The 24,169-nt window shown below is 60.6% G+C and carries 24 protein-coding genes; 2 read left to right on the top strand and 22 right to left on the bottom strand.

What is annotated here, in order from left to right:
* Positions 1-6: 6 nt before the first annotated feature.
* From C1725_RS04165 to C1725_RS04155, 3 genes are all read right to left on the bottom strand, one after another.
* Positions 7-966, bottom strand: coding sequence for an ABC transporter permease (locus C1725_RS04165; RefSeq protein WP_346026327.1), 960 nt, complete (start codon positions 964-966; stop codon positions 7-9).
* Between the two features lie 77 nt (positions 967-1,043).
* A complete protein-coding gene (locus tag C1725_RS04160; protein WP_102410414.1) occupies positions 1,044-2,678 on the bottom strand; it encodes a type 2 periplasmic-binding domain-containing protein in 1,635 nt (544 codons plus the stop codon).
* Between the two features lie 140 nt (positions 2,679-2,818).
* The gene (locus C1725_RS04155; protein ID WP_102410413.1) at positions 2,819-4,012 is read right to left on the bottom strand and encodes a hypothetical protein; all 1,194 of its coding nucleotides are present in this window, start codon (positions 4,010-4,012) and stop codon (positions 2,819-2,821) included.
* A gap of 180 nt (positions 4,013-4,192) precedes the next feature.
* On the opposite strand from C1725_RS04155, the gene C1725_RS04150 reads away from it, so the two are divergent.
* Together C1725_RS04150 and C1725_RS04145 are read left to right on the top strand one after the other, a co-directional pair.
* Positions 4,193-5,044 (top strand): helix-turn-helix domain-containing protein, encoded by an 852-nt coding sequence (locus C1725_RS04150; RefSeq protein ID WP_102410412.1) that lies wholly within the window; start codon positions 4,193-4,195, stop codon positions 5,042-5,044.
* Positions 5,045-5,147: 103 nt separating this feature from the next.
* Positions 5,148-5,921, top strand: a complete 774-nt coding sequence (locus tag C1725_RS04145) for an IclR family transcriptional regulator domain-containing protein (protein WP_102410411.1) — start codon at positions 5,148-5,150, stop codon at positions 5,919-5,921.
* Between the two features lie 210 nt (positions 5,922-6,131).
* Here C1725_RS04145 and C1725_RS04140 read toward each other — a convergent pair whose 3' ends face one another.
* The 19 genes from C1725_RS04140 to C1725_RS04065 all read right to left on the bottom strand — a co-directional run bounded on the left by C1725_RS04140 (position 6,132) and on the right by C1725_RS04065 (position 23,217).
* On the bottom strand, positions 6,132-6,560 hold the full coding sequence (locus C1725_RS04140) for a phage holin family protein (protein ID WP_102410410.1): 429 nt from the start codon (positions 6,558-6,560) through the stop codon (positions 6,132-6,134).
* A 12-nt stretch (positions 6,561-6,572) separates the two neighbouring features.
* Positions 6,573-7,304, bottom strand: coding sequence for an NlpC/P60 family protein (locus C1725_RS04135; RefSeq protein ID WP_102410409.1), 732 nt, complete (start codon positions 7,302-7,304; stop codon positions 6,573-6,575).
* Positions 7,305-7,360: 56 nt separating this feature from the next.
* Positions 7,361-7,501 (bottom strand): hypothetical protein, encoded by a 141-nt coding sequence (locus tag C1725_RS19170; RefSeq protein WP_346026326.1) that lies wholly within the window; start codon positions 7,499-7,501, stop codon positions 7,361-7,363.
* 71 nt (positions 7,502-7,572) lie between these two features.
* Positions 7,573-7,986 carry a hypothetical protein gene (locus C1725_RS04130; protein ID WP_102410408.1) on the bottom strand — a complete coding sequence of 138 codons (414 nt, stop codon included), beginning with the start codon at positions 7,984-7,986 and terminating at the stop codon, positions 7,573-7,575.
* 112 nt (positions 7,987-8,098) lie between these two features.
* Complete coding sequence (locus C1725_RS18900; RefSeq protein ID WP_146009137.1) at positions 8,099-8,935, bottom strand: hypothetical protein; 837 nt, start codon at positions 8,933-8,935, stop codon at positions 8,099-8,101.
* A 164-nt stretch (positions 8,936-9,099) separates the two neighbouring features.
* On the bottom strand, positions 9,100-9,906 hold the full coding sequence (locus C1725_RS04125) for a hypothetical protein (RefSeq protein WP_102410407.1): 807 nt from the start codon (positions 9,904-9,906) through the stop codon (positions 9,100-9,102).
* A 147-nt stretch (positions 9,907-10,053) separates the two neighbouring features.
* Positions 10,054-10,875: a hypothetical protein gene (locus C1725_RS18895; RefSeq protein WP_146009136.1), complete on the bottom strand. Its 822-nt coding sequence runs from the start codon at positions 10,873-10,875 to the stop codon at positions 10,054-10,056.
* 154 nt (positions 10,876-11,029) lie between these two features.
* Positions 11,030-11,434, bottom strand: coding sequence for a phage baseplate protein (locus C1725_RS04120; RefSeq protein WP_102410406.1), 405 nt, complete (start codon positions 11,432-11,434; stop codon positions 11,030-11,032).
* 82 nt (positions 11,435-11,516) lie between these two features.
* Complete coding sequence (locus C1725_RS04115; protein WP_146009135.1) at positions 11,517-12,188, bottom strand: hypothetical protein; 672 nt, start codon at positions 12,186-12,188, stop codon at positions 11,517-11,519.
* Positions 12,189-12,552: 364 nt separating this feature from the next.
* A complete protein-coding gene (locus C1725_RS04110) occupies positions 12,553-15,321 on the bottom strand; it encodes a hypothetical protein (protein ID WP_102410404.1) in 2,769 nt (922 codons plus the stop codon).
* Positions 15,314-15,637 (bottom strand): hypothetical protein, encoded by a 324-nt coding sequence (locus tag C1725_RS04105; protein WP_102410403.1) that lies wholly within the window; start codon positions 15,635-15,637, stop codon positions 15,314-15,316. The genes C1725_RS04110 and C1725_RS04105 overlap by 8 nt, the downstream gene beginning before the upstream one ends.
* A 118-nt stretch (positions 15,638-15,755) precedes the next feature.
* Positions 15,756-17,069, bottom strand: coding sequence for a glycine-rich domain-containing protein (locus C1725_RS19165; protein ID WP_102410402.1), 1,314 nt, complete (start codon positions 17,067-17,069; stop codon positions 15,756-15,758).
* Positions 17,066-17,878, bottom strand: a complete 813-nt coding sequence (locus tag C1725_RS19160) for a hypothetical protein (protein ID WP_346026325.1) — start codon at positions 17,876-17,878, stop codon at positions 17,066-17,068. The genes C1725_RS19165 and C1725_RS19160 overlap by 4 nt, the downstream gene beginning before the upstream one ends.
* 136 nt (positions 17,879-18,014) lie before the next feature.
* Positions 18,015-18,824: a hypothetical protein gene (locus C1725_RS04090; protein WP_346026324.1), complete on the bottom strand. Its 810-nt coding sequence runs from the start codon at positions 18,822-18,824 to the stop codon at positions 18,015-18,017.
* Between the two features lie 334 nt (positions 18,825-19,158).
* The gene (locus tag C1725_RS04085) at positions 19,159-19,410 is read right to left on the bottom strand and encodes a hypothetical protein (protein WP_102410400.1); all 252 of its coding nucleotides are present in this window, start codon (positions 19,408-19,410) and stop codon (positions 19,159-19,161) included.
* 410 nt (positions 19,411-19,820) lie between these two features.
* On the bottom strand, positions 19,821-21,284 hold the full coding sequence (locus C1725_RS04080) for a hypothetical protein (RefSeq protein ID WP_102410399.1): 1,464 nt from the start codon (positions 21,282-21,284) through the stop codon (positions 19,821-19,823).
* 49 nt (positions 21,285-21,333) lie between these two features.
* Positions 21,334-21,570 (bottom strand): hypothetical protein, encoded by a 237-nt coding sequence (locus C1725_RS04075; protein WP_102410398.1) that lies wholly within the window; start codon positions 21,568-21,570, stop codon positions 21,334-21,336.
* Between the two features lie 65 nt (positions 21,571-21,635).
* A complete protein-coding gene (locus tag C1725_RS04070; protein WP_102410397.1) occupies positions 21,636-22,598 on the bottom strand; it encodes a N4-gp56 family major capsid protein in 963 nt (320 codons plus the stop codon).
* A gap of 64 nt (positions 22,599-22,662) precedes the next feature.
* Complete coding sequence (locus C1725_RS04065; protein ID WP_146009134.1) at positions 22,663-23,217, bottom strand: hypothetical protein; 555 nt, start codon at positions 23,215-23,217, stop codon at positions 22,663-22,665.
* Positions 23,218-24,169 lie beyond the last annotated feature (952 nt).

Below are 24,169 nucleotides of genomic sequence, written 5' to 3'. Positions count from 1 at the left end.
TTCCGCTCACCAAAGACCGTTTCCGCTCAGACGCTTTGTGATACCGTTGACGGTAAGCAACAGGATCAGATTCACGACCGATGTGAAAAGGCCTATGGCGGCGCCAAGGGAATACTGTGGCATGGAGCCGGAAGAGTTGAGGCCTATATTGTAGGTATAGGTGCTGATGATCTCCGAAGCGCTGAGATTCAGGCTGTTTTGAAGCAGGAGCACCTTCTGGAATCCGACGTTCATGATGTTGCCGCACTTCATTATCAGCAGTATGCAGAAGGTAGGCAGCACACAGGGGATGTCCACATACCACATCCGCTTCACAATGCTCGCCCCATCGATAATGGCAGCTTCGTGCAGCTCCACCGGCACGCCCGAAAGGGCAGCAATATAGATGATCGAGCTATAGCCTATGCCCTGCCAGACGCCGCTCCACACATAGATATGGCGGAATGCCCCCGGATAAGTGATCCAGTTCGTGGCGGGAACGCCCACAATGCCAAGCAGCACATTGATCAGGCCGCCGCGTGCCTGCAGAAACTGCAGGATGATACCGCACATGACCACGGTAGAAATGAAATAGGGGGCGTAGGAGATCATCTGCACAAATTTGCAGAACCTCTTGGAGGTTACCTGGTTGAGCATGAGGGCGAAAACCAGCGAAAGCGGGAAGGTTGCCAGTTCATACAGGCTGATGGCGATGGTGTTATAAATATAGCGTCCTGCCATGGGGTTTTCAAAGAAGCTTTTGAAATACTTGAGCCCCACCCAATCGCCGCTGGTAATGCCCTTGGTAATCTTAAATTTCCGAAAGGCGATCTGGATGCCGTACATGGGAACATACTTGAACAGGATGATGATTGCCATAGGCGCCAGCGTCAAAAGATAGAGCTGCCAGTGCTTTGCGATATCATCCCCCATGCGCCGCCACACGGATTTACGCTCGAGCTTCACAATCCTGACTGCTTTTTGCATTTTATCACCTCTTCCTGCGCAAAGCGGGTAGAGGGCCGCCGCTTGCTGCCAGGCCAACGGCCCTCCCCAATGGGGCTCTATTCGCCGTAGGCGTAGATTTCGCTCACTTCGAGGTAGCGCGCAAGCCCCAGCTCATTCAGGTTCGCGATATATGCCGCCCAAACGGCATCGTCACCCACATCCTTGCGTCCGAGCACGAACTCGGCATAGGCGGTGGAAATGGCGCTTTCAATCGTCGTCTGCAGCGCGGCCTTCTCATCGATGACGTCGGTATCGGTGCACCAAGAGACCAGCGGACGCGCGTCATAACGCGCAACCTCCCTGTATCTGTTGTTGGCGTCGGTGAGGTTCGTCCTGTTCTTGTAGGCGCCCGTGCCCTCCACATAGACATCTGCGATGTACTTGGCGGGAATGGCGGGGAATACCCAGCTCCCGAAGCAAACGTCGTTCTGACTGCCGCCGCGCTTCAGATCGTCCGAAAGGGTCTCGATCACGATGGGCAGCGCGCCGTCAGCGGACTGGCGCACCCAGTCAATGCCTTCAATGCCGCGATTGGTCGGCACCGCGATCTCCGGGTCGATACAGGCGTCGATCCAGTCAATCGCCAACTGGGGATCCTTACAGGCGGTGGTCACAGCGCCGTAAAGGGTGGGCGCGCTCCTGCGGGCCCAAAGCTGAGCCTCGGTGTCCGCGTCCTTCTTCAATCCGGTCACGATAGTCCATTCGTCGTAGGCGCGCTCGCCGAAGATGCTGGTGTTGCAGATGCGGGCATAAGCGGGACCGCCGGCGGAGCCGACCACCATCCGCTCCGCAGTCGGGACGTTCACGACATCGCGGAACTCGTTCAGGGTCAGCGCGTAGATGTCTTCGGGGATGAGGCCCTCGGCATACATGCTGTTGAGGTAGATAAGGCCCTCTCGATAGGCGTCGGTGACAGCCACGCACTCCACAGTCTTATCCTCGTTATACCACAGATAGTCGCTCGTTATCAGCTGGAAAGCGCTCATGATCGGATAGGTCGGGTCAGAACCGTCGTGGTCAAAGGCATAGGAGCCCAGCATGGGCAGCTCGTCGGTGGGATCGCCATTGCCGTTCATGTCGTGGTCGCGGAAATAGCGCAGCACTTCGCGATACTCGTCGATGGTGGCGGGCACCGCAAGACCGGCGGCATCCAGCCAGGGCTGATAGATGAAGAGCTTGAAGGGATAGTTGTAATCGCTCTCTTCCTCAGCAGCGGGCAATCCCTTCCACAGGCAATAGATATTGCCGTCGGGCGCAGTGACGGCCTCCCTCAGTTCAGGCATATCCTCCAGATACTGCTTGATCCACGTGGTATTTTCAATGTACTCGTTCAGAGGAATGAACACATCGTTCGCATAAGTAATGATGTCGCCCGTACCGTAGGAGTTCATGTACAGATCGGGGTAGTTGCCGGACGCGATGTGCAGGTTGAACATGACGTTCATGTCCGCCTGGGTGCCGGGTGCGGTGATCCAATCGATCTTCACGCCCGTCAGGGCCTCCAGCTCGGCGTTTTCGGGATTGACGGCGTACGCCGTGATGTTGCCATCCTGGCCGCACCAAACCTGCAGCTTCACACCGTCGGCAACCGGGAACAGTTCGGGCCTGCTCTGCTTGGGCAGCAGGGTTTCGGCGCAGGCAGTGCTGCAAAGCAATACCAGCGCCAGCGCGAGGGTCAAGAATCTCCTCATAGTAGTTCCTCCTTTAATTATATTCGGGCATACGCCCAACGAAACAAAGGAAAGCGGAGGGGAGAAAAACGGCTGAACACCTTCTGCTGACCTTTGGGGATGCGCTCGTTGTATCGACCGCCAGAGGAATAGACCGCGTTTCAATCGAGATATTTCGACAGGTCAAACCGCGCAAGACGGACATGCTTTCTGGAAACGGTGTAGGACATCGCAAGCTCCTCTTCGGTAAAATAGTTGATGAAGGGATAGAAGCAGCTGCCCTGCATGTCGGCCTGAAGCACCACCTCGCTGCCGGCGATGTTGTCGGTATCCACCTTGAGGATGCCGATATGCTCTCGGTCGATGGGGGCGAAGACCATATATAAATTGCCCTGATATTCAAAAAAATCGCTTCGCGACTGGCAGTCCTCCACCAGCACGGGCTTCTCCCAGACGTCCTCATTCAGGTGATAGACCGTCAGGAATCCATATCTTGATCCCATCTGCTGGCGAACAAAATAGTAGCACTTGTCGCCGATGACATAGGTCGCGTTTTCCCACATGGAAAGGTTGCCAAAGGAGGGCTGAGACACGTACTCCCAGGTGATGAAATCGCTGCTCTTGATGATCATGTTCAGGTCGCCGCTGTAGGCGCCGGTATAATAGTACAGCACGCCGTCCTCCATCCGGGCGGTAAACTTCTGCATGATGCCGATGTCGGAATACATCCTCTTGCAGCCGATTCCATTTTCGCTCAGTCCATTCCGAATGCCCGTGGCGCTGAAATCGTTGACCGTCTGGCCGATCTTCAGGCGGTTGACGCCGACTTCTCCCAGCTTCTTGGCGGAAAGGGAGAAGGGACGGTAGAGGCGATAATAATTGTCCCCCACCTTGGCCGTCCACAGAATATACAAGGTGTCCGCATCCACCCGTGCGAAGATGGTGTCATAGACCATCACTACCGGCAGCCCGCCGCACTCGTCGTCGACCTGCTGGATGATCAGGATCGTCTTATTTGCAGGATCCTCCACAGGGCAGTATGCCAACCTGGCCTGCTGATACTTGGGGTCCTCCGCCTCCGACTGCACGTTGGCATAATAGGTCATGTAGATCATGCCATCAATCACCGCAAATGTGGTCACATGAACCATCTGATCCGTCTGCGCATCTTCAAAATCAGCCACAAAGCGCTCAGCGATCTCCCTGGCAAAGGCATCGCCTTTCTCAATCATGCGCCGTGACGCATCCGCCGCGTCGATCTTCACTGCAAAATCGGCAATTTCCATCCCTTGAAGATCCATCAGCGGCTTTACGGTCGGGCAATCGGGCGTAAAGATTCTCTTAGGTTCCTTCATAGTGCAGATCCCCCACTCAATCTTTGCAGTTATCGACGGTTTTTCCATATCCCCCAATATTTGATCGACTTTTCAATTTATTTGTAATATAATTATATTTGCAGAATTCCCCTATTACAACCTATAATAATGACAATTATCAACACGATATTGACAACTTTATAGAAAGGACGTCATGCCATGTATCCAGATCGCTACGAACAGTTCCCGAGTTTCCCGGATGGAATACCTTTTTCGCTAGATCCTCAGATTGTTCGGGATATCTGGACGACCAATCCCGAATCCAACTGGCACGAAAATCTGGAGATCGAGCTATGTATATCCGGAGAGGGGGAGGTCCTGATTGAAGGGACGAAGCACGCCTTCTTGCCGGGAGACATCGCTGTGGCCAATCCCAACGCCCTTCATCACACCGGCACCGAGGGCCATCTCGTCTATGCCTGCCTGATCTTCGACGTCGACTTTTGCAAGCAGTCCCGCATCGATCTGGATTCCCTGAAATTTGAGAGCTACTTTACCAGCACCCGTGTTTTATCCCTGATCACAGAAATAATTACCGCCCATGCCTTCCTCAAAGACCCATTCCGCATCCCGCGACTGCGCTGCCTAGCGCTTTCGCTGCTGCTTGAGCTATGCGAGAATCACCTCGCCGCGATAAACATCGACCAAACCAAACCCGATGAACACCAATGCGTCAAAAACGCAATCACCTATATTCGAAAAAACTATGCCTCGCACTTTTCACTGGACGACCTGGAGCGGAGTATTTTCGTCAACAAATACACCCTATCCCGGCAATTCAAGCAGGTCACCCATCAAACCATCATGGATTACACAAATTCCTACCGCTGCGTCCGAGCCGCGCGCCTGTTGTCCGAGGGCGTATCCGTCAGCACAGCGGCGGCGAAATGCGGTTTTTTGAACCTTTCCTATTTCGCGCAGATTTTTCGACGAAATATGGGAGAACTGCCGTCCGCCTACCGGATGCGTCACCGCGCCGCCAGCCCGGACATCGCTCCGAATTTCCCGTGAAGCCCACGGATCCGAATCCGCCCGCCGTTGCTTTTTCCCCAAAGCTATGTTATATTGATGAACGTATACTTGCCTCCCATGAAGGATAAGAGGGTAGCCGAAAATGGAAACGAAAGACAGCCTAAAGGCGCTTGAAAAGGGCCTGGTCGTTTTGGAGACGATCAAGGAAGCAGAGCAGCCTATCGGCGTAAACGAAATATCCCGCCAATGTGATATGAATCCTCCAACTGTGTTTCGCATACTACAGATGCTGAAACGGCGGAATTGGGTCTATCAGGATCGAAATGACAAATATATCGTCGGCCCCAGGATCTCTTTTGTTACCAGTAAGAATAACTTCTACAGCGCCCTTAAAGAAATCGCCTATTTTTCCATGGCGCGTCTTTCAGCCATTGAATCGCGTGCAATGAATCTGGCCGTGCGTGAAAACGAAAAATGCATTATCCTCCAGCAGTCCCGCACCAATAAAATCATGGATTACGTTCCCCCCATTGGTTCTTACCTTCCGATCCACACGAGCGCCTGTGGTAAGGTATTGATGAGCGAGTTGCCGGAGCCTCTCCTCGAGCAAATCTTAAGCTGCGGCGAACTGCGCGCCATGACCCTTCACAGCATCACGGATCGCACGCAGTACCTGGCGGAACTGCTGCGCGTGCGCGCGCTGGGATATGCGCTGGATATGCAGGAATCCCAGGAGAACGGCATCTGTCTAGCGGTACCCATTCGCAGCCCGCGGGGCGAGATTTTTGCAGCGCTTTCCTTCTCCGGTTTTATCGGTCAGAGCCTTCCGCAGAACGTCGATCACTATCTCGCGCTTCTACATCAGGCGGCATCGGAGATTTCAAGGGCATTGTTTGACGCTCACCCTGACCTGTAAAAATGAAAAAGAATCTGGGCTCCGCCGGCACGTATCTACGGAGGACAGCCGCGGGCCGTATAGGGACGTGTACGAAACCCGCCGTAACGGCAAAGTTTTCAACGGCAGGCCCCCTGAAAGCAACGCAGAAGTTTCGTAAACATCAAAAAACAAGGTGCTGTCGCAGAACGCAAAAGTCTGCGACAGCACCTCTTCGTATCGTCATCCGTTTTACGCCGTCATGGGCGGTTCGCCGCCGTCGCCGTTTCCGATGGCGTCCAGCGCGTCACGCAGCTTTTCCGGCCACGGCACGCCCAGCAGCGTCGTGTTCTCCAGAATCGAAATGCCCTCGTTCGCCACGTAGAAGCACACCACCGCGTTATGCAGCACCGCCGTCCCCATCGCCTGATCGAGCTGCCAGGCGATGAACACCACGAGCACCATCACGCCCTTCTTGAGCAGGCCCTCAAAGCCCGCCTTGCTCGACAGCGCGCCGTTCTCGCTCTTGCCGGACACACCCTTCAGGGCGCAGATCAGGCCGGTCAGGTAATCCACCGCCATGAAGACCGCCATCGTCTGCAAAAGCACCGGCAGTCCTCCCCAAAAGCCGGCGACCGCGCCCACCGCCGCCGCGGCGCCCTTCACGATTTTCTCCCACATTTGCCTTCCTCCTCAGTCGTTTAAGTATCCGCAGAGCGCTTCGATCAGCGCGCGCGGCACCCGTACCCTATTGTCGTCATCCGCGCTATCCGTGTTCTCGGGCGCCTGCGGCGCTTCCGCCGCTCCGTCCGCGTCCACCAGATACGCCGTACTCACCCACCCCGTAAAGCCCCCGTAGCTCACCTGCGTCCAGTCGCCCTGCGTCTGCAGCGCGGCCAGGCGCGTCCCGTCCGGGATCATCTGCATGTACGTCCCACCCGGCGTCTTGCGCTGGCGAAGACCGCCCTGTGCGCGGACGATGTATTCCGCCGCCATGCTGTCGCCTCCCTCTCTGTCGGCGCTGTCGTAATCGATCAGCCGGTGCCGCGCCGCGTGCGTCCAGCCGTTTTTGAGCGTCGAGGCGCACACGCACCCCTTCGTCGCGCTGGCATGCACGACCTCGCAGCCCGGCGCGCCGCAGTAGACGCCCATGTGCTCGCTGACCTCGCCGCTGCGGATGAACAGCAGGTCGCCGGGCCGCAGATCGGCCTGCGCGAGCGGGCGCTTGTCCACGCAATCGTCGCGCCACATGCTCGTCGCGCCCGCCGTGCGGTAGTCAGGGCGGCCCAGCTGCCGCAGGAGGTACACCACGAGCCCTCGGCAGTCCATGCCCTGGGGCGTCGTCCCGCCCATCGCGTAGGGGATGGGCGGCGTGCGCTGCGCGAGGGCGACGGCCTGAAATGCGAAATCCGATGCTCTTATCATTCCGACACCTTCTCGTTTCAAAAAGGGGCGGGCGAAGAGCCCGCCCCCTCGTCTCGTCAGCCCACCATCTCGACCGCCAGATCGTCCAGGCCGCTTTCGTCGAGCAGCGTCTTTACCTGTGGACGAAGCGCCGACGGAACGTCCGCGAAAAGCGTTTTACCGAGGATGACCCTCTGCGCGAAAAACATCGCCATCATCATAATTCCTCCTTCTGTGTAGTTTAATATGGAAAACAAGATGCGTTCGCGAACCGCCCTTGCTATCCGTCTCATGAGTAAACCGCTGTCGCCATCTCCGCAAGGCAATCCTCAACAAATTCGCCGCGATCGCTTACCGCCTGAATCTGCGCGCGTACCAACTCCGTCTGTGCCGTATATCTGTCCATCTGCTCCTTCTGAGCGGAAATTTCAGCAGCCCTCGCGCTGTCATTGCTTGCGAGCTGTGCGAGCTTCTCAGCCTGTGCGTCGAGGCGTTCCCGCAGTATATCGGCCGCCGATTGCTCTATCGGTTCGATCTGCAGACTGATGTATACGCGCCGCACATCGTTACCATCGAGCTGCGCACCGACCTCAATTACACGCCGGTGGCTGTAAATAGCGGTCGTGAGGCCTGCGTCGTCAACAACACGCACCTCTGTTGCTGCGCCAGGATCAAAAAGCGCCGCCAGCTCGTCGAGCTTCAAATCCGTATCGGTCAGCGTGAGTGTGATCCGGTCCCCCGGTTTTTGAGAGTGTCGCGTCGAGCTGTGTGTCGTTGATTTTGATTTTCGCCATGTAAATCCCTCATTTTCATATTTATAGTTCCGCCGAGAATGTTAATGTTACGCCGTCAGCTATTGGTGTGTACCCATATGTTCCGCCGACAGGACTCTGTATAAGAGAATAATTGAGAACCATAATAATCGCGGTACCGATGCATTTAGCGCCAGAGAATACCCGATCATAGCTTCCCAGGTGTATAACGCCACTCTGCGCAAACCCTAGATGTTTAACTCGCATTTGCACAGGGGCAGACATTTGCAGAATCGCATATTTCGGCCCCTCGTAGCCCATACTGATTGTCTCATATTGGTCAAAATGCACCCGCCAATAATACCGCTGACATTCGGCCAATTCAATGCTGTACGGACGTGGGGTATAGGACGGCAGCGTATCGACGGTATAAGCCCCTTCGTATAACGCTGCCCAATAAACCACAACGCTGTTATCACTGCGTATCAGGCAATTAACGACGCCACCATATCCAGCATCATCGATACGGACATGTCCAAACGGCGTATCCGTTGTACCCATGATGTACCATGTTCCGGTTATTGCTAACGTGCATGATACGGTATACAGCCCCATACTCGTGCCAACAGCAAATGTATAAATACCACCGTTCCGCAAACCAGCCACAGCTTGATAGAAACTACTTTGCGGGGTTGTAATCAGCCCTTCAGGGGATAGTGTGTAACCATTCACACTTTTCTCGTTTCGCCACCGATCTAGTATCATTTCATAATCGCCCAGTGAAGTTCCGCTTGCATAGTTGTACTGGTTGATTATACTGGCAGCGCGAAAATTGCTGTTGTCCAGAAGATTTACCGGCAGGTCATTGAGACGTGTGGGGGCATAGATTTTTCCTTTCATTTTGAACACCTTCTACACATCAACAAACCTACACGATGTTTGTCGGTTCGCAAACGCGAGATTTCAAACACCATTTAATTTCATTAAAATGCGAAAGGTGTGCATACAATGATCATCTATAAAGGTGTACCTTTTAAGCCCATGGGCATTCATGTTCTCCCGCTTTATAGTTCAGAGCTGACAAATCCGCTAATTCCCGTTATAATTGCCGGGGTCCCGACCGTCACGCTTTCAGCTGAATAAAATACGTACCCCGCTCTGTGCTCATCGTTGACGTCTGAGTAGGATGTCGATACTGTCCGTATGCCGTCGTGCGTGTAGGCGTCTCCAACCGAATTTATGGTTACAGTCGGCACGCAGCCCGCCCGCATAGGCGGATCAAGCACCATTTGGGCTGTGATTGCATGGGCTGCTACCGTGATTGCAGGTGCAGTTTTTATAAAAGGTCGATAATACCGTTGGCATTCAGCGAGTTCTACACTGTAAGGGCGTGGAATATACGGCGGCAGCGTATCAGCAGTATAGGTACCCTCGTACAGCGCGGCCCAGACCAGGCTGGATGCCTGAGACGGATCAATGGTTGAGACCTGCGCCTTGACGTATTGCCCATCGGGGTAGGATACGGTCAGTATTAATTGCAGGTTGCCCAGGCTGGTAACCGCCGGCCTCTCCGATGGCGTACCGCTGACGCAAAGGATGTCTCCGTCGCTGGTGCAAGCAGCGAGGGTATAGCGCCTCGCTGTGTCAATGGCAAGGTGTTGATACAGGTATCCCCGCCAATAGATCATGCCGCCGCCCACCGTCAACGCTACATTACCCGTGCTTTCCCACAGCAGCCACCGGTTAATCGTATAGCCGTTTGCCGTGTAATGCACTGCACCCCGTCCGTTGACGGGATCGCGAAAATTGCTGTTGTCCAGCAGATTCACCGGCGGGTCAATTAGATGTGGACAGTAAATCATCCCTTTCATTCCGCATCCCTCCAAATCAACAAACCTCTACGATGTTTGACTTGCAATTTAGAGAGATTATTAAACACCATATATGCGTATTTCATCACGAAAGGGGTTATATAGATGATCGTCCTGAAAGGTAGACCTTATAGGTCTCATTAGGTCTCATGGTTCGCACGAAGCGCAGTAGTGCCCGGCGTAATATAACCCTTTCACTGCTTTTTCTGCGCCGACCATAAACGATTTTGAGTTGTTATAAACTGCCGAAACACTAACACGCGTTCCGCTAATCCACTCCTTCCAAGTGCCGGTCTCCCCGCTCGAATTGTAAAACGTGATAGTTGGCGTGATGCGCATTTGCACCGGTAACGCGATGTGTACCCCCAAACGTGCATCCGTAATTGCCTCGCACGCAACAATACCTGCTGTCGTGGCAGGGGTCGGCCCATCCCAGGTTTGGTAATAATACCGCTGGCACTCCGTGAGCACGACACCATATGGGCGAGGTATATAAGGCGGCAGCATGTCAGCGGTATAAACTCCTTCGTATAGCGCAGCCCATTGTAGTGTGACCGGTTCATACGCCCTGAATATAACATTCCGCGCATTGATCGAATACAGTTTGACCGGCCCAAGTGTTACAGGGTCTGCTGTCTCGCCCATATAACAACATCCCGAAGATATTTCGCCGTTCGCACACACTACGGCGGTGCAGACATGTCCCTTTAACCGGCTGTATTGTTCGATGTTTTGACTGAGGTCCACATAATCTTGTATCGGGCTAACCCGGACGCCATCGCCGGTTATATCGAGTTCCCCCGCTCCGCTCGATACCCCGTTTATCATCCATCTGTCTATCGTGTATGAAATGGACGTTGGTGTGTAGATCGTTTTTCCTCGTTGGTTAACAGGATTGCGAAAATTGCTGTTGACCAGCAAATCATCTGGCGCGACAGTTCGTGGTGGCGTGTAAAGTGTTCCTGTCATTGTGCACCTCTCATCAATAAACCTTCAACGTTTTAAGTCCTCCATTTTGTGCACCTCTTTCATCGATATATCGATACAGATCATGTTTGTAAAGGCTCTAAAATAAGCAGTCAAACATCGTGAACCTTTTGTGATTTTCAGTGTTCAACGGTACTTACGCAGTACGCACCCAACGACACACCGCAAGCGAGGGCTGCATGTTGTTGTGGGGTTCACCACCCCCAGTATTCTTGGTCGTGCTCCACTTCGAGCCACTTAGCTGTGTGATACTTATCGGGCCCCAATATGGCGATCCGCCTGCTTCGGCCATTGCTATATCGTGATAGTGAGATGGCAACTCTGGGTTTATCAGCGTGTGCGCCGCCTCACCACCCGTCCATCCGACCGGATGGGCCGCGTCCGAAGCGATCAGCGCCCGACCATCTGCAATGCGCTGCCATACCGTCCCGCAGCCGATGGAGGTATTAGGGTCTGATTCGACGGCAAAATCCAATATGATACCAATCGGGTACACCCGGTCTATGATCGCGCGCACACCGCCGGTAATCTGACCATTCATATGCGCACCTCCTGAATCAGCGGTGCAAAAATACCATTGATATTACCTTTCACCAGATATCATCTCCTTATCGTTTCACAAATCACAGATCGGCAACCACATCGATCCACGCAGCGGTCGCGCTGTCTGAGCGCTGCAAAATAGCATTATTTGCATACACGCCTCCATTCATTTTCACAATTATAGTGGCGTCAGTATTCATCACACTATACGCCGACAAACTTTCTATCGAGTTCGCAGAGGCCATGTTTTCTTGAAGCCCCTTTGTCAGTACTCGATAATTTGAGGCGGCACTGAGCAGAATCGTAGGCGTTTTCCTCTTTGGCGCATAATGAATCATGAACATCGCATATCGCTGCCCATCCACAAGCATAGTCGTCGATAGCAGCTCGCTATGGGCATCGCCTATGCGCTCAAAATACCGTTGACATTCTGCGAGTTCGACGCTGTAAGGGCGCGGGGTATAAGGAGGCAGCGTATCGAGCGTGTAACCTCCCGTCAACAGCAGCACACGTTTTATTTTTAGGACGTCGCTGTTTGTGACATTGTATACCCTAACGCATATCTCGTTGCCGCTGGCAAAAACGTTCGCAGCCCAGCTATTTTCCAGATTGACGCCCTGCGTGTCAAACGTTCCGGATGCTGGTATGTCATATTGTGCACAGGCAATATATCCGCTGGCGAGATATACCACCAGTGTGACGGTTTGTCCTCTGCACGCCTGACGAGCATCGTCGCGAAGCGCCTGATTCATGATAGACCACGTGCTTGTACCCGCTATTGTCAACACTCCGTCGCTGCGCGAAACTGTAACGCTATACCCATCGATTTTCCACCGGTCAGCCGCGTATTGTACGGTGCCATGCATTCCGCCATATCCGGCCTGCGCGATCTCAAAACCGTGGTTGTCCAACAAATCCACCGGCCTGCCATAACGTGGTGGGGGACTATAGATCCTGCCTCTCACAGTCCCGCACCCCCTGCCCGCAATGGCATACGTTGCGAGACAGGAGTATACGAGCATCAAATGAACTGTTTACATTACTTTCAGGCCAGTTTCTCCGTTTGATTCAAACCGGCATAAAACGTATGCATATATAGATTTTTCCTCCATCACATTACGCCTGCGCCACGCGCCGAATCCAAAATGTCCCGGCCAGCGTGATGCTCGGTTTGATCTCCGTCGTTAGCGTAATTTTACCGTCAGTCGTTTCGTAATCAATCGCGGCGTGGGGCAGATGGTTTAACGTGTCCGCGCTTAAATCGGTCGAATCGATTTTCGTGTCTTCCGCAAACCGCGCGTCGCTGATCACCGCGCTATACGGCCCGCTGCCCGTCCACGCGGAGACCGGCAGCGAAAACACGACCGGGTGATCCAGATAACTGTCCGCATCGCCAAATCCGTCCAGCTTCTTTTTGTCCGCGCTGCTCATCAGGCCGTCCGCGCTTCCCGTCGCCAGTCCGTACGTCGTGTCGTTGTCCGCGCCCCACGCCGCCGTGCCATCCGCGCTCCAGCGCAGGATCTGCCCGCTCGCGCCGCCCGCCGGGATGTGCTTGTTCCCCGCGTTCGTCGGGTGCGCGTAGTTGTTGGCGTTCGTCGCCACGCCGTCCAGCTTCGCCTTGTCGCCCTTCGCCATCAGGCCATCCGCGCTCGCCGTCGCGACGCCGTACGTCGTGTTCGGCGGCGTCTGCCACGTGCCGTCCCCTCGCAGATATTTGCCCTGTGTGCCTGCCGCCGGGGCCGGTACGAGGCCGTTCGCGCCTGCGGCCTCCGCCGTCGCGCCTTTCATGTCGCTGTAGGTCGTGTTGTTGTCCGCGCCCCACGCCGCCGTGCCGTCCGCGCTCCAACGCAGAATCTGACCGTTCGCGCCGCCCGCCGGGATGTGCTTACTGCCAGCCGATGTCGGGTGCGCGTAGTTGTTCGCGTTTGCCGCCACGCCGTCCAGCTTCGCCTTGTCGCCCTTCGCCATCAGGCCGTCCGCGCTCGCCGTCGCCGGGCTGTACGTCGTGTTCGGCGGTGTCTGCCACGTGCCGTCCCCCCGCAGGTATCGGCCCTGTGTGCCGGCAGCCGGGGCCGGTACGAGGCCGCTTTTGCCCGCATCCTCCGCCGTCGCGCCTTTCATGTCGCTGTAGGTCGTGTTGTTGTCCGCGCCCCATGTTGCCGTGCCGTCCGCGCCCCAGCGCAGAATCTGACCGCTCGCGCCGCCCGCCGGGATGTGCTTACTGCCAGCCGATGTCGGGTGCGCGTAGTTGTTCGCGTTTGCCGCCACACCGTCCAGCTTCGCCTTGTCGCCCTTCGCCATCAGGCCGTCCGCGCTCGCCGTCGCCGTGCTGTACGTCGTGTTCGGCGGCGTCTGCCACGTGCCGTCCCCCCGCAGGTACCGGCCCTGTGCGCCTGCCGCAGGCGCGGGCACGAGCCCCGCCTCGCCCGCCGTATCCGCCGTCGCGCCGCGCATGCCGGGCAGGTTGTCCACGCTTCCCTTGGACGCGAGCAGCGTCCAATAGGCCGCGGCGGGCGGCGCGCTCTCCGCGCCCGACGTGTGGGACTGACGGCACACGTAGCTGCTGTCCTCGTACAGCACGAAATGCTGCACGTCGTCGCTGCACAGGTACTGCACGCCGGCCGTCCAGGCGCCCATCGCCGTAAGCCCGCGTCCTCGCGGCCCGCGCTCGCCTCTGGGCAGGCCCAGCGTCAGCAGCTTGTGCCCGTCTTCGGCGGTCGTCACGCTCGCGCTCGCCGCCGCGCCGACGTCCAGCGTCCGGGCCGACGCCTCCGCGCGCGCCCAGCCGTCCGCGGCGTCCACGGCGGCCTGCGCGTCCAGCAGCGCCTTTGCGCTGTCCGCGACGCGCTTCGCTTCCGCCTGCTCCCGTCCCGTCTCCGCGCTCTTTCGCGCGTCCTCCGCCGTCTTGCGCGCCGTTTCCGCATTCGCCCTGCCCGTCTCCGCGCTCTTCCGCGCGTCCTCTGCGGCTACACGCGACGCTTCCGCATTCGCCCTGCCAGTCTCCGCGCTCTTCCGCGTGTCCTCCGCCGTCACCCGGACAGCTTCCGCCTCCGCACGCTTCGTCTCCGCGCTCTTCCGCGCGTCCTCCGCGGCTGCTCGCTTCGACTCCGCCTGCTCCCGCTCCGTCTCCGCGCCCTTTCGCGCGTCCTCCGCGGCTGCCCGCGACGCTTCCGCCTGCTCTCGCTCTGTCTCCGCGCTCTTTCGCGCGTCCTCCGCCGTCTTGCGCGCATTTTCTGAAGACGCGCGAGCGGTCTCCGCGCTCTCCCGCCCCGCTTCCGCAGTCTTTCGCGCGTCCTCCGAAGACGCACGGGCGGCTTCTGCGCTCTCTCGCCCCGTTTCAGCGCGCTCTCGCGTGCCCTCCGAAGACGCGCGGGCGCTTTCCGCGCGCTCTCGCCCCGTCTCAGCGGCCCTTCGCGCGTCCTCCGAAGACGCGCGGGCGGTTTCCGCGCTCTCCCGCCCCGCTTCCGCGCTCTTTCGCGCGTCCTCCGAAGACGCGCGGGCGGTTTCCGCGCTATCTCGCTCCATCTCCGCGCCCGCGCGCGCCTGCTCCGCCGCCTTGCGCAGCGCCTCCGCGCCGTTCCGGCCCGCTTCCGCCGCCGCACGAACCTCCTCCGCGCCGTCGCGCTCCGCTTCCGCCGACGCCCGCTGCGCCTCCGCTCCCTCGCGGCCCCTCTCTGCAACGGCGCGCGCGGATTCCGCGGCCGCGCGTCTCTGTTCCGCCTCGACGCGCACCACTTCCGCTTCCCGCGTCAGCGCCTCGGCATCTCCGGCAGCCCGCGCGGCCTGCTCCGCCGCCAGCGCCGCTTTTCTCGCGGCCTCCGTCTCCTCCGCCTCCAGCCGCACGATCATCTCGCCGCTGTTCAGCTCCACGCACATCTCAGACATCGCCCACCACCTCCATCACCTCAAAGCCCGACGGCGCAAAGGGCGTGACGACCCGCTCCCCGTCCGTCACGCGTCCGTCCGTCATCGTCGCGCCCAGCACGTAGCGAAGATCCCACAGATACCCGCCCGGCTCCAATTCCTCCGTGTCCGCATTCACGAAATGGAAGCGCGCCGTTCCCTCCGCGTCCGGCGTCTCCACCTTCTCGATGACCGCCGCGCCGTCCTCTCCGCGCACCGTGAGCAGCACCCGATCCGCCTCGCCCAGCGTCACGCCGCGCGCGCTGGCCACCAGCGTCCCCGTATCTCCGCGCGACACTCGTATCCGTCTCCCCCTGATCTCAAACATTCGTCCGCTTCACCTGCCCTCATGCCTTTCTTCCCGCGCTCCGTCTATATCCGCTTTTCTTAAAACGGAAGCATCTCCCCTCGCCGCCTTACGACAAGTATCTGCCTACGCGCACCGCGACGATGCCCGATCCGCCGTCTCCGCCATTTCCATTGCCGCCCGACCCGTATCTCGTTCCTGCAAGCGATGCGTTTCCGACTGCTGCGTTTCCGCCCGCTTGCGCCGCTCCGCCCGCGCCCGAAACTCCCAGCCGCCTCCCGGTCGATGCGTCGTTAAATACGTAATAGGCTGCGTCGTTTGCAGGGACTGACCAGCTCGTTCCGTTGCTTCCGTTCCCGCCGACCTGTGTGCTGTTCGGCCCGGACCGGCTCCAACCGCCGCCGCCGCCGCCGAGGCCGCCGTTTCCTCCGTCGCCGCCGTTCGGCGGACTAGACGTCGAGCCGCCGTTACCCTGCTTGCCTCCCTCGCCTCCGCGCGCGCTAAGGAACGTACCAAAACTGCTGGCTGCTCCGCCGCCGCCGTGGTAGCCTACTCCGTGACCGCCGCCGCTGCCGGCTGTCACCTGCACCGCGCTCCCCGGCGTAAATTGACCCGCATTAAACGTCGCGTCTCTCTTTTCTCCGGTTCCGCCACCGCCGCCGCCGCCACCGCCGTATTTCGTCCCGTAATCGTAGCCCCTCGCGCCTCCGCCGCCGCCTCCACCGATGCAGGTGACGATCAGCTGCTCTGCCCAGGCCGGAATCGTCCAGGTCGTGTTCGACGTGAAGTACGTGTCGGTGTATTCCGCTCCGTGCGCCGTCAGCGTGACGCCCGCGGACGCGCCGGAGTTCCAGCCGCTCACGCTGCCGATCGCGTAGACCGTGTACGTGTACTTGCCGCCCGCCGTGCCCGGCGCCGTGACAGCGCAGCTCGTACCCGTCGTCTCCGTCAGGTACGCGCCGCCCCGATAAACGTGGTACTTCGCGACCGGGTTGTTCGCGCCGCCCGCGGCACCCGACCACGAGAGCGTCACGCTCTTGCCGATGCGCACGTCCGTCGCGGACAGTTTGATCGTCGTCGGCGCCGTCGGATTCGTCACCACACTCGTCAGCGTCGCGCTCGCCGTGCTCACCGGCGCGTCAAAGCCTGCGATGCTGCCCAGCGCCTTGACGGTGTACTTGTAGCTGCCGTTGCTCGTGGGCGACGTGACCGTGCAGCTCGTGCCGTCAAAGACCGTCGTGAGCAGTACCCCGTCCCGGTACACCTCGTAGCCGCGGATCGGGTTGCCCGCGCCGCCCACAGCGCCCGACCACGAGAGCGTCACGCCCGCGCCAAAGCCCACGTTGTTCGCGGAAAGCGACAGCGCTGTCACCGCCCTACACGCCGTCACCAGCGCCCCGCCCTCCCCGTAGCAAAATGTCATACGATGACCTCCTCCACCGTGACCATGAGCTCAAACGCCGCGGGCGGCGCGGCCAGGCACACGAGCGTCAGCGTATCGTCCCCGTCCACGCGCGCGCCCGCCAGCAGCACCCTGCCGATCTGCTCCCCCCGCACCGCGTAGTGCACGCGCTGCGTCCCGCTGTCCTTTTTCGTCCCGGGAACGCTCACCTGCAGCTCCTGCATGCCCTGCGCGTTCCCGGTCCACCCGGCGGCCGGGACGGACACGGCCCTTCGTGAAACTTCCGTGATCATGCTGCCGGGCGTTCGCCGCTCGACCTCCGACACGCGCGCCTCCCAGTCCGCCTTGTCCGCGTTCAGCGCGGCAATTTCCTGCGTCACGCCCGCCGCCGCGGCGTTGGCGCGTCCCGCTGCCGCGTCCGCGCCCGCGACGGCGCCGTTCACCTCGACCACGAGCTGCGCCCACGCGTCCGCCTGTGCCTGCGTCACCTCCGTGGAGGGCGCGGGCCGCTCGATGGGCGAGAACGTCACCCGGTACAGCGTGCGCTTCTTGAACTCCGTCTCGATCACGTACACGTAGGCGTTCACCGCCCGCGCCCGCTGCAGGTAGACGTCCGGCACGTCCGCGCGCCACACGCCCCCACGCTTGTCGAACTGGGCGATGCGCGCCTCCGCCTTGGCGTCGCCCTCGTAGCCGTAGTGTACCTCGACCGTCACGCCTCCCAGCTCGCCCGGCAGTCCGCTGAGCTCCAGCGCCTCGCCCGTGTCGTACTGGAACACGTCCGAGGCGACCGCCTCGCGCGACTGCCCGTCAAACGCCGCGTAAATCATTCGGCCTCTTCCTCCTTCCGCCGTCGCTTTTTCGTCGTTTCCTTCCACATCCCAGCCGTCGAGGCCCCGCAAAAGCCGCGCCTCGCCGCCTCAATATTTCATCCTCATCCGCTTCCCCCGCCGGAGGGCACGGCGTCTACTTCTTTTTGCCGGTCCAGTACTCCGTGGTCTGCGTGCTCGTGTCCGTGCCGTTGACCTTCTGGTTCTGCCAGCCGCTGGTGTTCTCCGTCGAATTCGTCTGGCCGCTCGTCTTCGTGCCCATCGCGAGATCCACCGCCGTCAGGTAGTTCTGGTTCTTCGCCGCGTTCGCCGCCTGCGCGCGCTGGAATTCCTGGTCGTACAGGTCCTGCAGGTAACCCGCGATATTCGTCTCCTTGTCCGTAGAAAGCCTGCCCAGCGTCTCCGCGAGCTGCTGGGAGAGCTGCGTGCGCTGCGCGCCGAGCTGGCCGGTCTGCCGGTTCGCGTCCTCGTCGATCTGAGAGAGCGCCTTCGCGCGGGCAATGTCGTTGTTTGAAAGCGTGCTCGTCGTGTAGCTGGAGCGCCCCATGCCGCGCGAGAGCGCGCCCGTCTCGATGTTCGCGCGCGCCTTGTCGTAGGCCGCGTTCTGCGTGTCCTTCTGACGCGAGATGCCCGCGAGCAGCTCGTTCAGCTGCTGCGAGAGCGCGAGGTCGGTCTGCTGCTGTTTCTGCCTCGCCGCCTCGACCTCGGCGTTGTACAGGGGGTTGTAGCGGTTTTCCGCCGTCTGCCGCAGCTCTTCCTCGCTGCGGGGCGTGTAGCCCATGTCCGCGAGGCCCGCAAGCAGCTGGGCGAGGAGCTGCTGGTCGATGACCTTTTGCGTCGTCTGCTGGCTGTTTTGCTGCCCCTGTGACTGGCTGCCGCTCGTGCCCTGCGTCGTGCTGGACGATTGGGTCGTCGTCGTCACCGTGCTGTTCTTCGCCATCTCCATTCACCTTTCTTCGTCCCGCCGAATCCTGCGTCCGTACGGGGCTGCTTCGCTTTTCCCGCCCCATCGGCTCCCGCCGCTGGGGTACGCCCCGGCGAATTTTCCATTCGCACGGGGCTGCTTCGCTTTTCCCGCCGCCATCGGCTTCCGCCGCTGGGGTACGCCCCGGCGAATTTTCAATTCCCACGGGGCTGCTTCGCTTTTCCCGCCCCATCGGCTCCCGCCGCTGGGGTACGCCCCGGCGAATTTTCAATTCCCACGGGGCTGCTTCGCTTTTCCCGCCCCATCGGCTTCCGCCGCTGGGGTACGCCCCGGCGAATTTTCCATTCGCGCGGGGCTACTTCGCTTTCCATGCGTAAAACGTCCCGGCCGTGCCCGCGGCCTCGTAATTCGCGCCGGGGGACTTGTCCTCCGCCGTCAGCAGGATGGAGCCCGCCTGCGGCTCGTGCCTGCTGAGCACGCGGTAGATGTCGTCCAGGGCCGCGCGCAGGGCCCGCACGAGCGTCACCACGTAACGGGACGCGCCGCCTGCCGTCTGTATCTCCGCTTCCGTCGCCGCCGGCAGGGCCGGGGGCTGCAACTTCTTCATCGGGGTTTCTTCCTTTCTATAGCTGATGGACGTGCAGGGCACGCTTCCGCGCGAGGAACGCACGAAGCGCCGTACCCTGTGCCCGAAGGGGACAAGGCGCGTCAGGCCAAGCCCGCCGACGCGGTTTCACATGAAGGGGAAGTCTCCGCTTCATGCCCCCCCGCTTACAGGACGATACTCTGCCGGTCCTCTGCGCCGGGGTGCTCCCTCCAGCTCCTCCTCTTTTTACGGCCCGCACCCTTCGCGCGCGGGCTACGGCACGGCGATTTTTCAAATCGCGCGTGCCTACTCGTCGCTGGCGTGTTCCTCACTCCAGCTCCTCCTCTTTTTACGGCCCGCGCCCTTCGCGCGCGGGCTACGGCGCGGCGATTTTTCAAATCGCGCGTGCCTACTCGTCGCTGGCGTGTTCCTCACTCCAGCTCTTCCTCTTCCGCGCTGACCTCGATGCCGCCCGGAATGCGCCACGCCTGCGCGCCTTCGCTGTCGAGCGTCAGCCGCCAGCGCACCCCGCGCAGCGGCATGCGCACGCGGTAGCTCCGCCCCTCCGGGCACAGGCTCACGGCGCGCTCCATGCGCCGCCGCTCCGTCTCCAGCGTCAGACGCAGCACCGTGCCGTCGCCACCCTGCGCAAAAAAGCGCAGGATGAACGCGCTCTTGCGCGTGCGCTTGGTCGCGCCCTCCATCCAGCCCGTCTGCCAGCGGCAGGGGATCGGCTGGCCGCCGTAGGTCGTGCCCGCGCCGTAGCGGTACACGCGGTAGGGGTCCTGGCTCGACGTGAAGTAGACCTGACCCCCGCTCGTGAGGAACGCGCGCACATGGATGCCCCGGCGCACCATGAACGTCCGGCGGATCGTGTCGTACTCGATCACGGTGTTGTTGAGGACGCTGCCCACCGGCAGCGCCAGGTAGTAGACGTGCCCGCAGACGACCGCGCTGGCCCCCTGCGTGTTCCCGGCGGCGCGCAGCACCTCGTGCAGCGCATCCTGCGCCAGAAGCTGCGCCGAAACGCCGTCGTATGCGCCGATCTCAGGGCTTGCGCCCTCCCCGCCCGTCAGGTAGTACATTCGCGTGCCGTCCACGGCGATGGTGCTCTCCGTCTGGGGCGCGTCCGCGCCGTACTCCTGCGTGACGACGAAGCTGGAAGGGTCCGTGCCGCGCACCTGGTAGATGCTGCGGGTCTTGAGCGCGATCAGGTACGCGCCCAGCTCGCGCAGCGCGATGAAGCGGTCGCCGTCCCAGGTCGGCTGCAGGATCTGCCCGCCGCCCAGCTCCGGGTTCTGCTCGTCCGCGGTCCAGTTGAACGGGTCGTAGGGCCGCGAGTAATACAGGCTGTCCGGCTCGTCCTCCACGCCCGCGCCCCAGATGCGCTCCGCGTGCCTGCCCAGCACGCCGAACCTGGCGGGCGTCTCCTTGCGCTCCACGCGCAGGTCGCTGCCGTACAGCGCGATCATGCCGTCCTTCGCGTTGGTGAGGATCAGCACGTCGCACGTCGCGGCGTGCTCTCCCTCTCCGTCCACCGTCTCGTAGGCCACCCAGTCCCACGCGTCGGCGTAAAGCGGCCCGGCGAGCCGCAGCGTCCAGCCCGCGTCCCCGGCGGTGTAGGTGTAGACGCCGTCCAGCGTGCAGGCGACGAAGACCTCGCGCTGATCCTCCGCCGCGTTCCTGCGGTAGAGCCGTGCCAGCGTGCCGATCTGCTCATAGCTCTGCGCCCCTTCCACGCCTATGGGCGGCAGGAACGCCTCATAGCCCGCCGCCGACGCGAGCGCCCCGCGTTCCGTGCTCACGTTGTAAGCGTCGTAGGCGTACTTGCCCGAAAGCCCGCTGTCGCCCGCCGCCTGCCATACGCCCTTAAAGTCCTCCAGCCGCGCTATCACGCCGGCACCTCCTCTTTTAACGGCCCGCGCCCTTCCGCCGGCTCAGGGCTCAAAGCGCCCCGCAGTCCTTGAACATCTGCAATACCACGTCCGGCATTTCGACCTCGCCGCCGCGCCTGTAACGCACCGGAATGCCGTTCCAGCAGCCGTATAGCTCCGTGTCGTGCTCGTCCGCGCCCTTCGGCACGTAGACCTTCACGCGTGTGGCCTTCGCAAACGCGGTCTTCGCGCTGATCTCCTGCGCGCGCGCCGCCTTTTCCAGTTCCTCGTTCGTCCTCGCCGCCATATTCCTCATCCTTTCTTTTGCCCCCATGGGGTTGGGGGACGGGTCGCCCGTCCCCCTGCTGTCCTTTACGCGCTGAATCCGCTCTCGATGCGCTGGATGAACGCGGGCTGCAGCACCTTGCACACGTAGGCCATGACCTTCCAGCCGACGGTGCTCGTCTGGTCCAGCGGGTCCTGGCTGCCCGCGCTGCCCGCGGGCTTGATCTTGGACTGCACGTTGCTGCTGCCGTCGATGTCCACCACGCCGTAGGCGTTCTGGCCGAATACCAGCGTGGATGCGACGTCCGCGCTGTCCGCGCCCGCGCCGGTGAAAATCTTCGCCTCGCTGGTGCAGACGACCTTGCAGCCGTACAGCATGCCGATCTCGCCGTAGTAGATGTTCTCCTTGTCCTGATACTTGCTGACGTCCACCCAGGTCGGGTCGTCCATCAGGTCGAACTCCGTGTCCGGGCCGATGATGGCGATGTAGTAGCCCTTCTTGGAGCCCTGGCGGAACATGGGCGCGTTGACCTTCTTGAGCGCGCGCACGGCCTTGCGAATCTCAAGGCTGGTGAGCTTGTCCGCGGGGGCGAGCTGGGCGCGGCCGGTCTTGGCGCCCGCGTAGATGACGCTGGGCGCCTTGTGCAGCTCCTCGCGGGCGAGGGTGTCCAGCGTGAGCGCGCCCTGCTGGGCCATCATGTCCACGGCGTCGGACTTGACGCTGTCGATGCTCGTCAGGTCGAGCAGGTCGCTGATCGTGACAAAGCCGCCGTACTGGGCGACGGTCGCGGTCATGTTGGTCATGTTGAGCGTCTGCCCCTCGGGGGGCACGCCCTCCGTCAGCGGCGTGGTGAGCGCCGCGAAGGGCGTCCACTTGCGGAACTCGATGGTCTTGCCGCCGTGCGCGGGCACCGGGCGCTTCTGCGCGAACTGGTTGTGAATCAGCAGGGGCTTCATGTTCTCCAGAAGCCGCTTGTCGTAGAACTGTTTGGTCGCCGTCGCGGCGATCGAACTGGTAGCCGTGGTGTTCGTATTGAAGGTTACCGCCATTTCAATCTCCCCTTTTCTTTTCCGTTGTGATCCTGTTCCCCCGCGCTTCGCGGCGGCCCGCCGCCTACAGCGTCACCCGTCCGCCGCCGTTCACGGCGCGGTCCACGCGCTCGCAAAAGGCGGCGAACTCGGCGGACGTCATGTCCGCAAAGCTCCTGCGCGTCACCGCGCCCCCGGTGCTTCGGGCTGAAATCACGGGCGCCGTCTCGCGCGCTCCGCGGGTTCCCCGCCAGCGGGCGTAGGCCGTGTTCACGTCCCACGAGCCGTCGTCGATGTGACGGGCGATCTCGGCGTCCTGAAACATCCCCCGAAGATCCGCGCCCGCGTCGCACAGCGTCCGCACCTGCGCGCCCATCCGCGCCACCCAGTCCGCGCCCCGTGCGCCGTCTCCGGCGGACTGCCCGGCCGCTTCGGCGCTTTCGTCCCCAGTGGGGATACCTTCCCCAGTAGGGACGCCTTCCTCCGCAGGGACGCCGTCCCCGGTGGGGACACCGTCCCCGGTGGGGATTCCTTCCCCGGCTGGGACACCGTCCCCGGCAGGGACACCGTCCCCGGCGAAGATTCCATCTTCCGCGAGGTCCGCGCCTGCCGCCGGCGCTTCGTACGTCTCATCAGCCATCTGTGTTCCCCCCATCTGTTCGTCTTCAGGCCCGCGCGTCCGCGCCTTCGCCGCCGCTTTCCCGTCACGCCGCTTCCTCCTGATCCGCCAATGGGCTTCGCAAAACCCCGGATCGGGCGGCCTGTACCGGTTTTTCGCACCCCGCACGGGATGCTTCCCGCCGCCCCTTCCCGCCGCTGTCGGATCCGCCAATGGGTTTCTCGAAACCCCGGATCGGGCGGCCCTCTGGGAGGGGCGGTTCGCGCTGCTCGCAGGCGGCCTCTTGGGCGCGGCACGCCGGCGGGCCATCTGTTCTGATCTGTCGCGTTCATGTTTACGTTCCATCACGTGTACATGCAATTATGCGAAAATGCTGCGGACGCCCGACGTCGCCGGAAGACGGCCTCCGTGCTGCCCAGTATGCCGGACGATATTCCCCCTTTCATCTTCGCCGATATGCGAATATCAGTTCGTATATCTTTGCGTTTATTATACCACGTTTTTCCCGCGCTGTCTCACGCAATTTTGCGAAACAGGCATTTTCTGGGCGTGAATGGTTCGGTCATCGCGCGAAAATCAGGCGCCCGTCCAACACAAAATGCGAAGGCCGCAGCCTTTTTGTGCGCGCGGCCTCGCTGCCCCGTATGGAGACGGCGGGGTGAATATTGGATGACGAGGCCGGCGTGCAAGGTTTTTATATCTTCTAACCCCTGTCGTCTTGCTTTACTTTTTGTCGTTCCCAGGCATGCGTTTATCGGACATACGTTCGGTTAACCCTGGTTCCTTTTTTCGCCATCATCGGAATTTCTTAATAAAGTAAAAAAGCCCGGCATCTCGGCAAAAGCTTGCCATGACGTCGGGTGTTTTCATCGCTATGTAGGCAGGAAGGTCTTACAGGGTAAGTCGCCCCGCCTGCTACGCACGCGGGGTACGGCCCGGCAATTTTTCAAATTGCGCGGGCCTAGTCGGGCTT

Origin of the sequence: Beduinella massiliensis (assembly GCF_900199405.1) — a bacterium.
GTDB lineage: Bacteria > Bacillota > Clostridia > Christensenellales > Aristaeellaceae > Beduinella > Beduinella massiliensis.
This window is presented reverse-complemented; position numbering and strand designations above follow the sequence as displayed.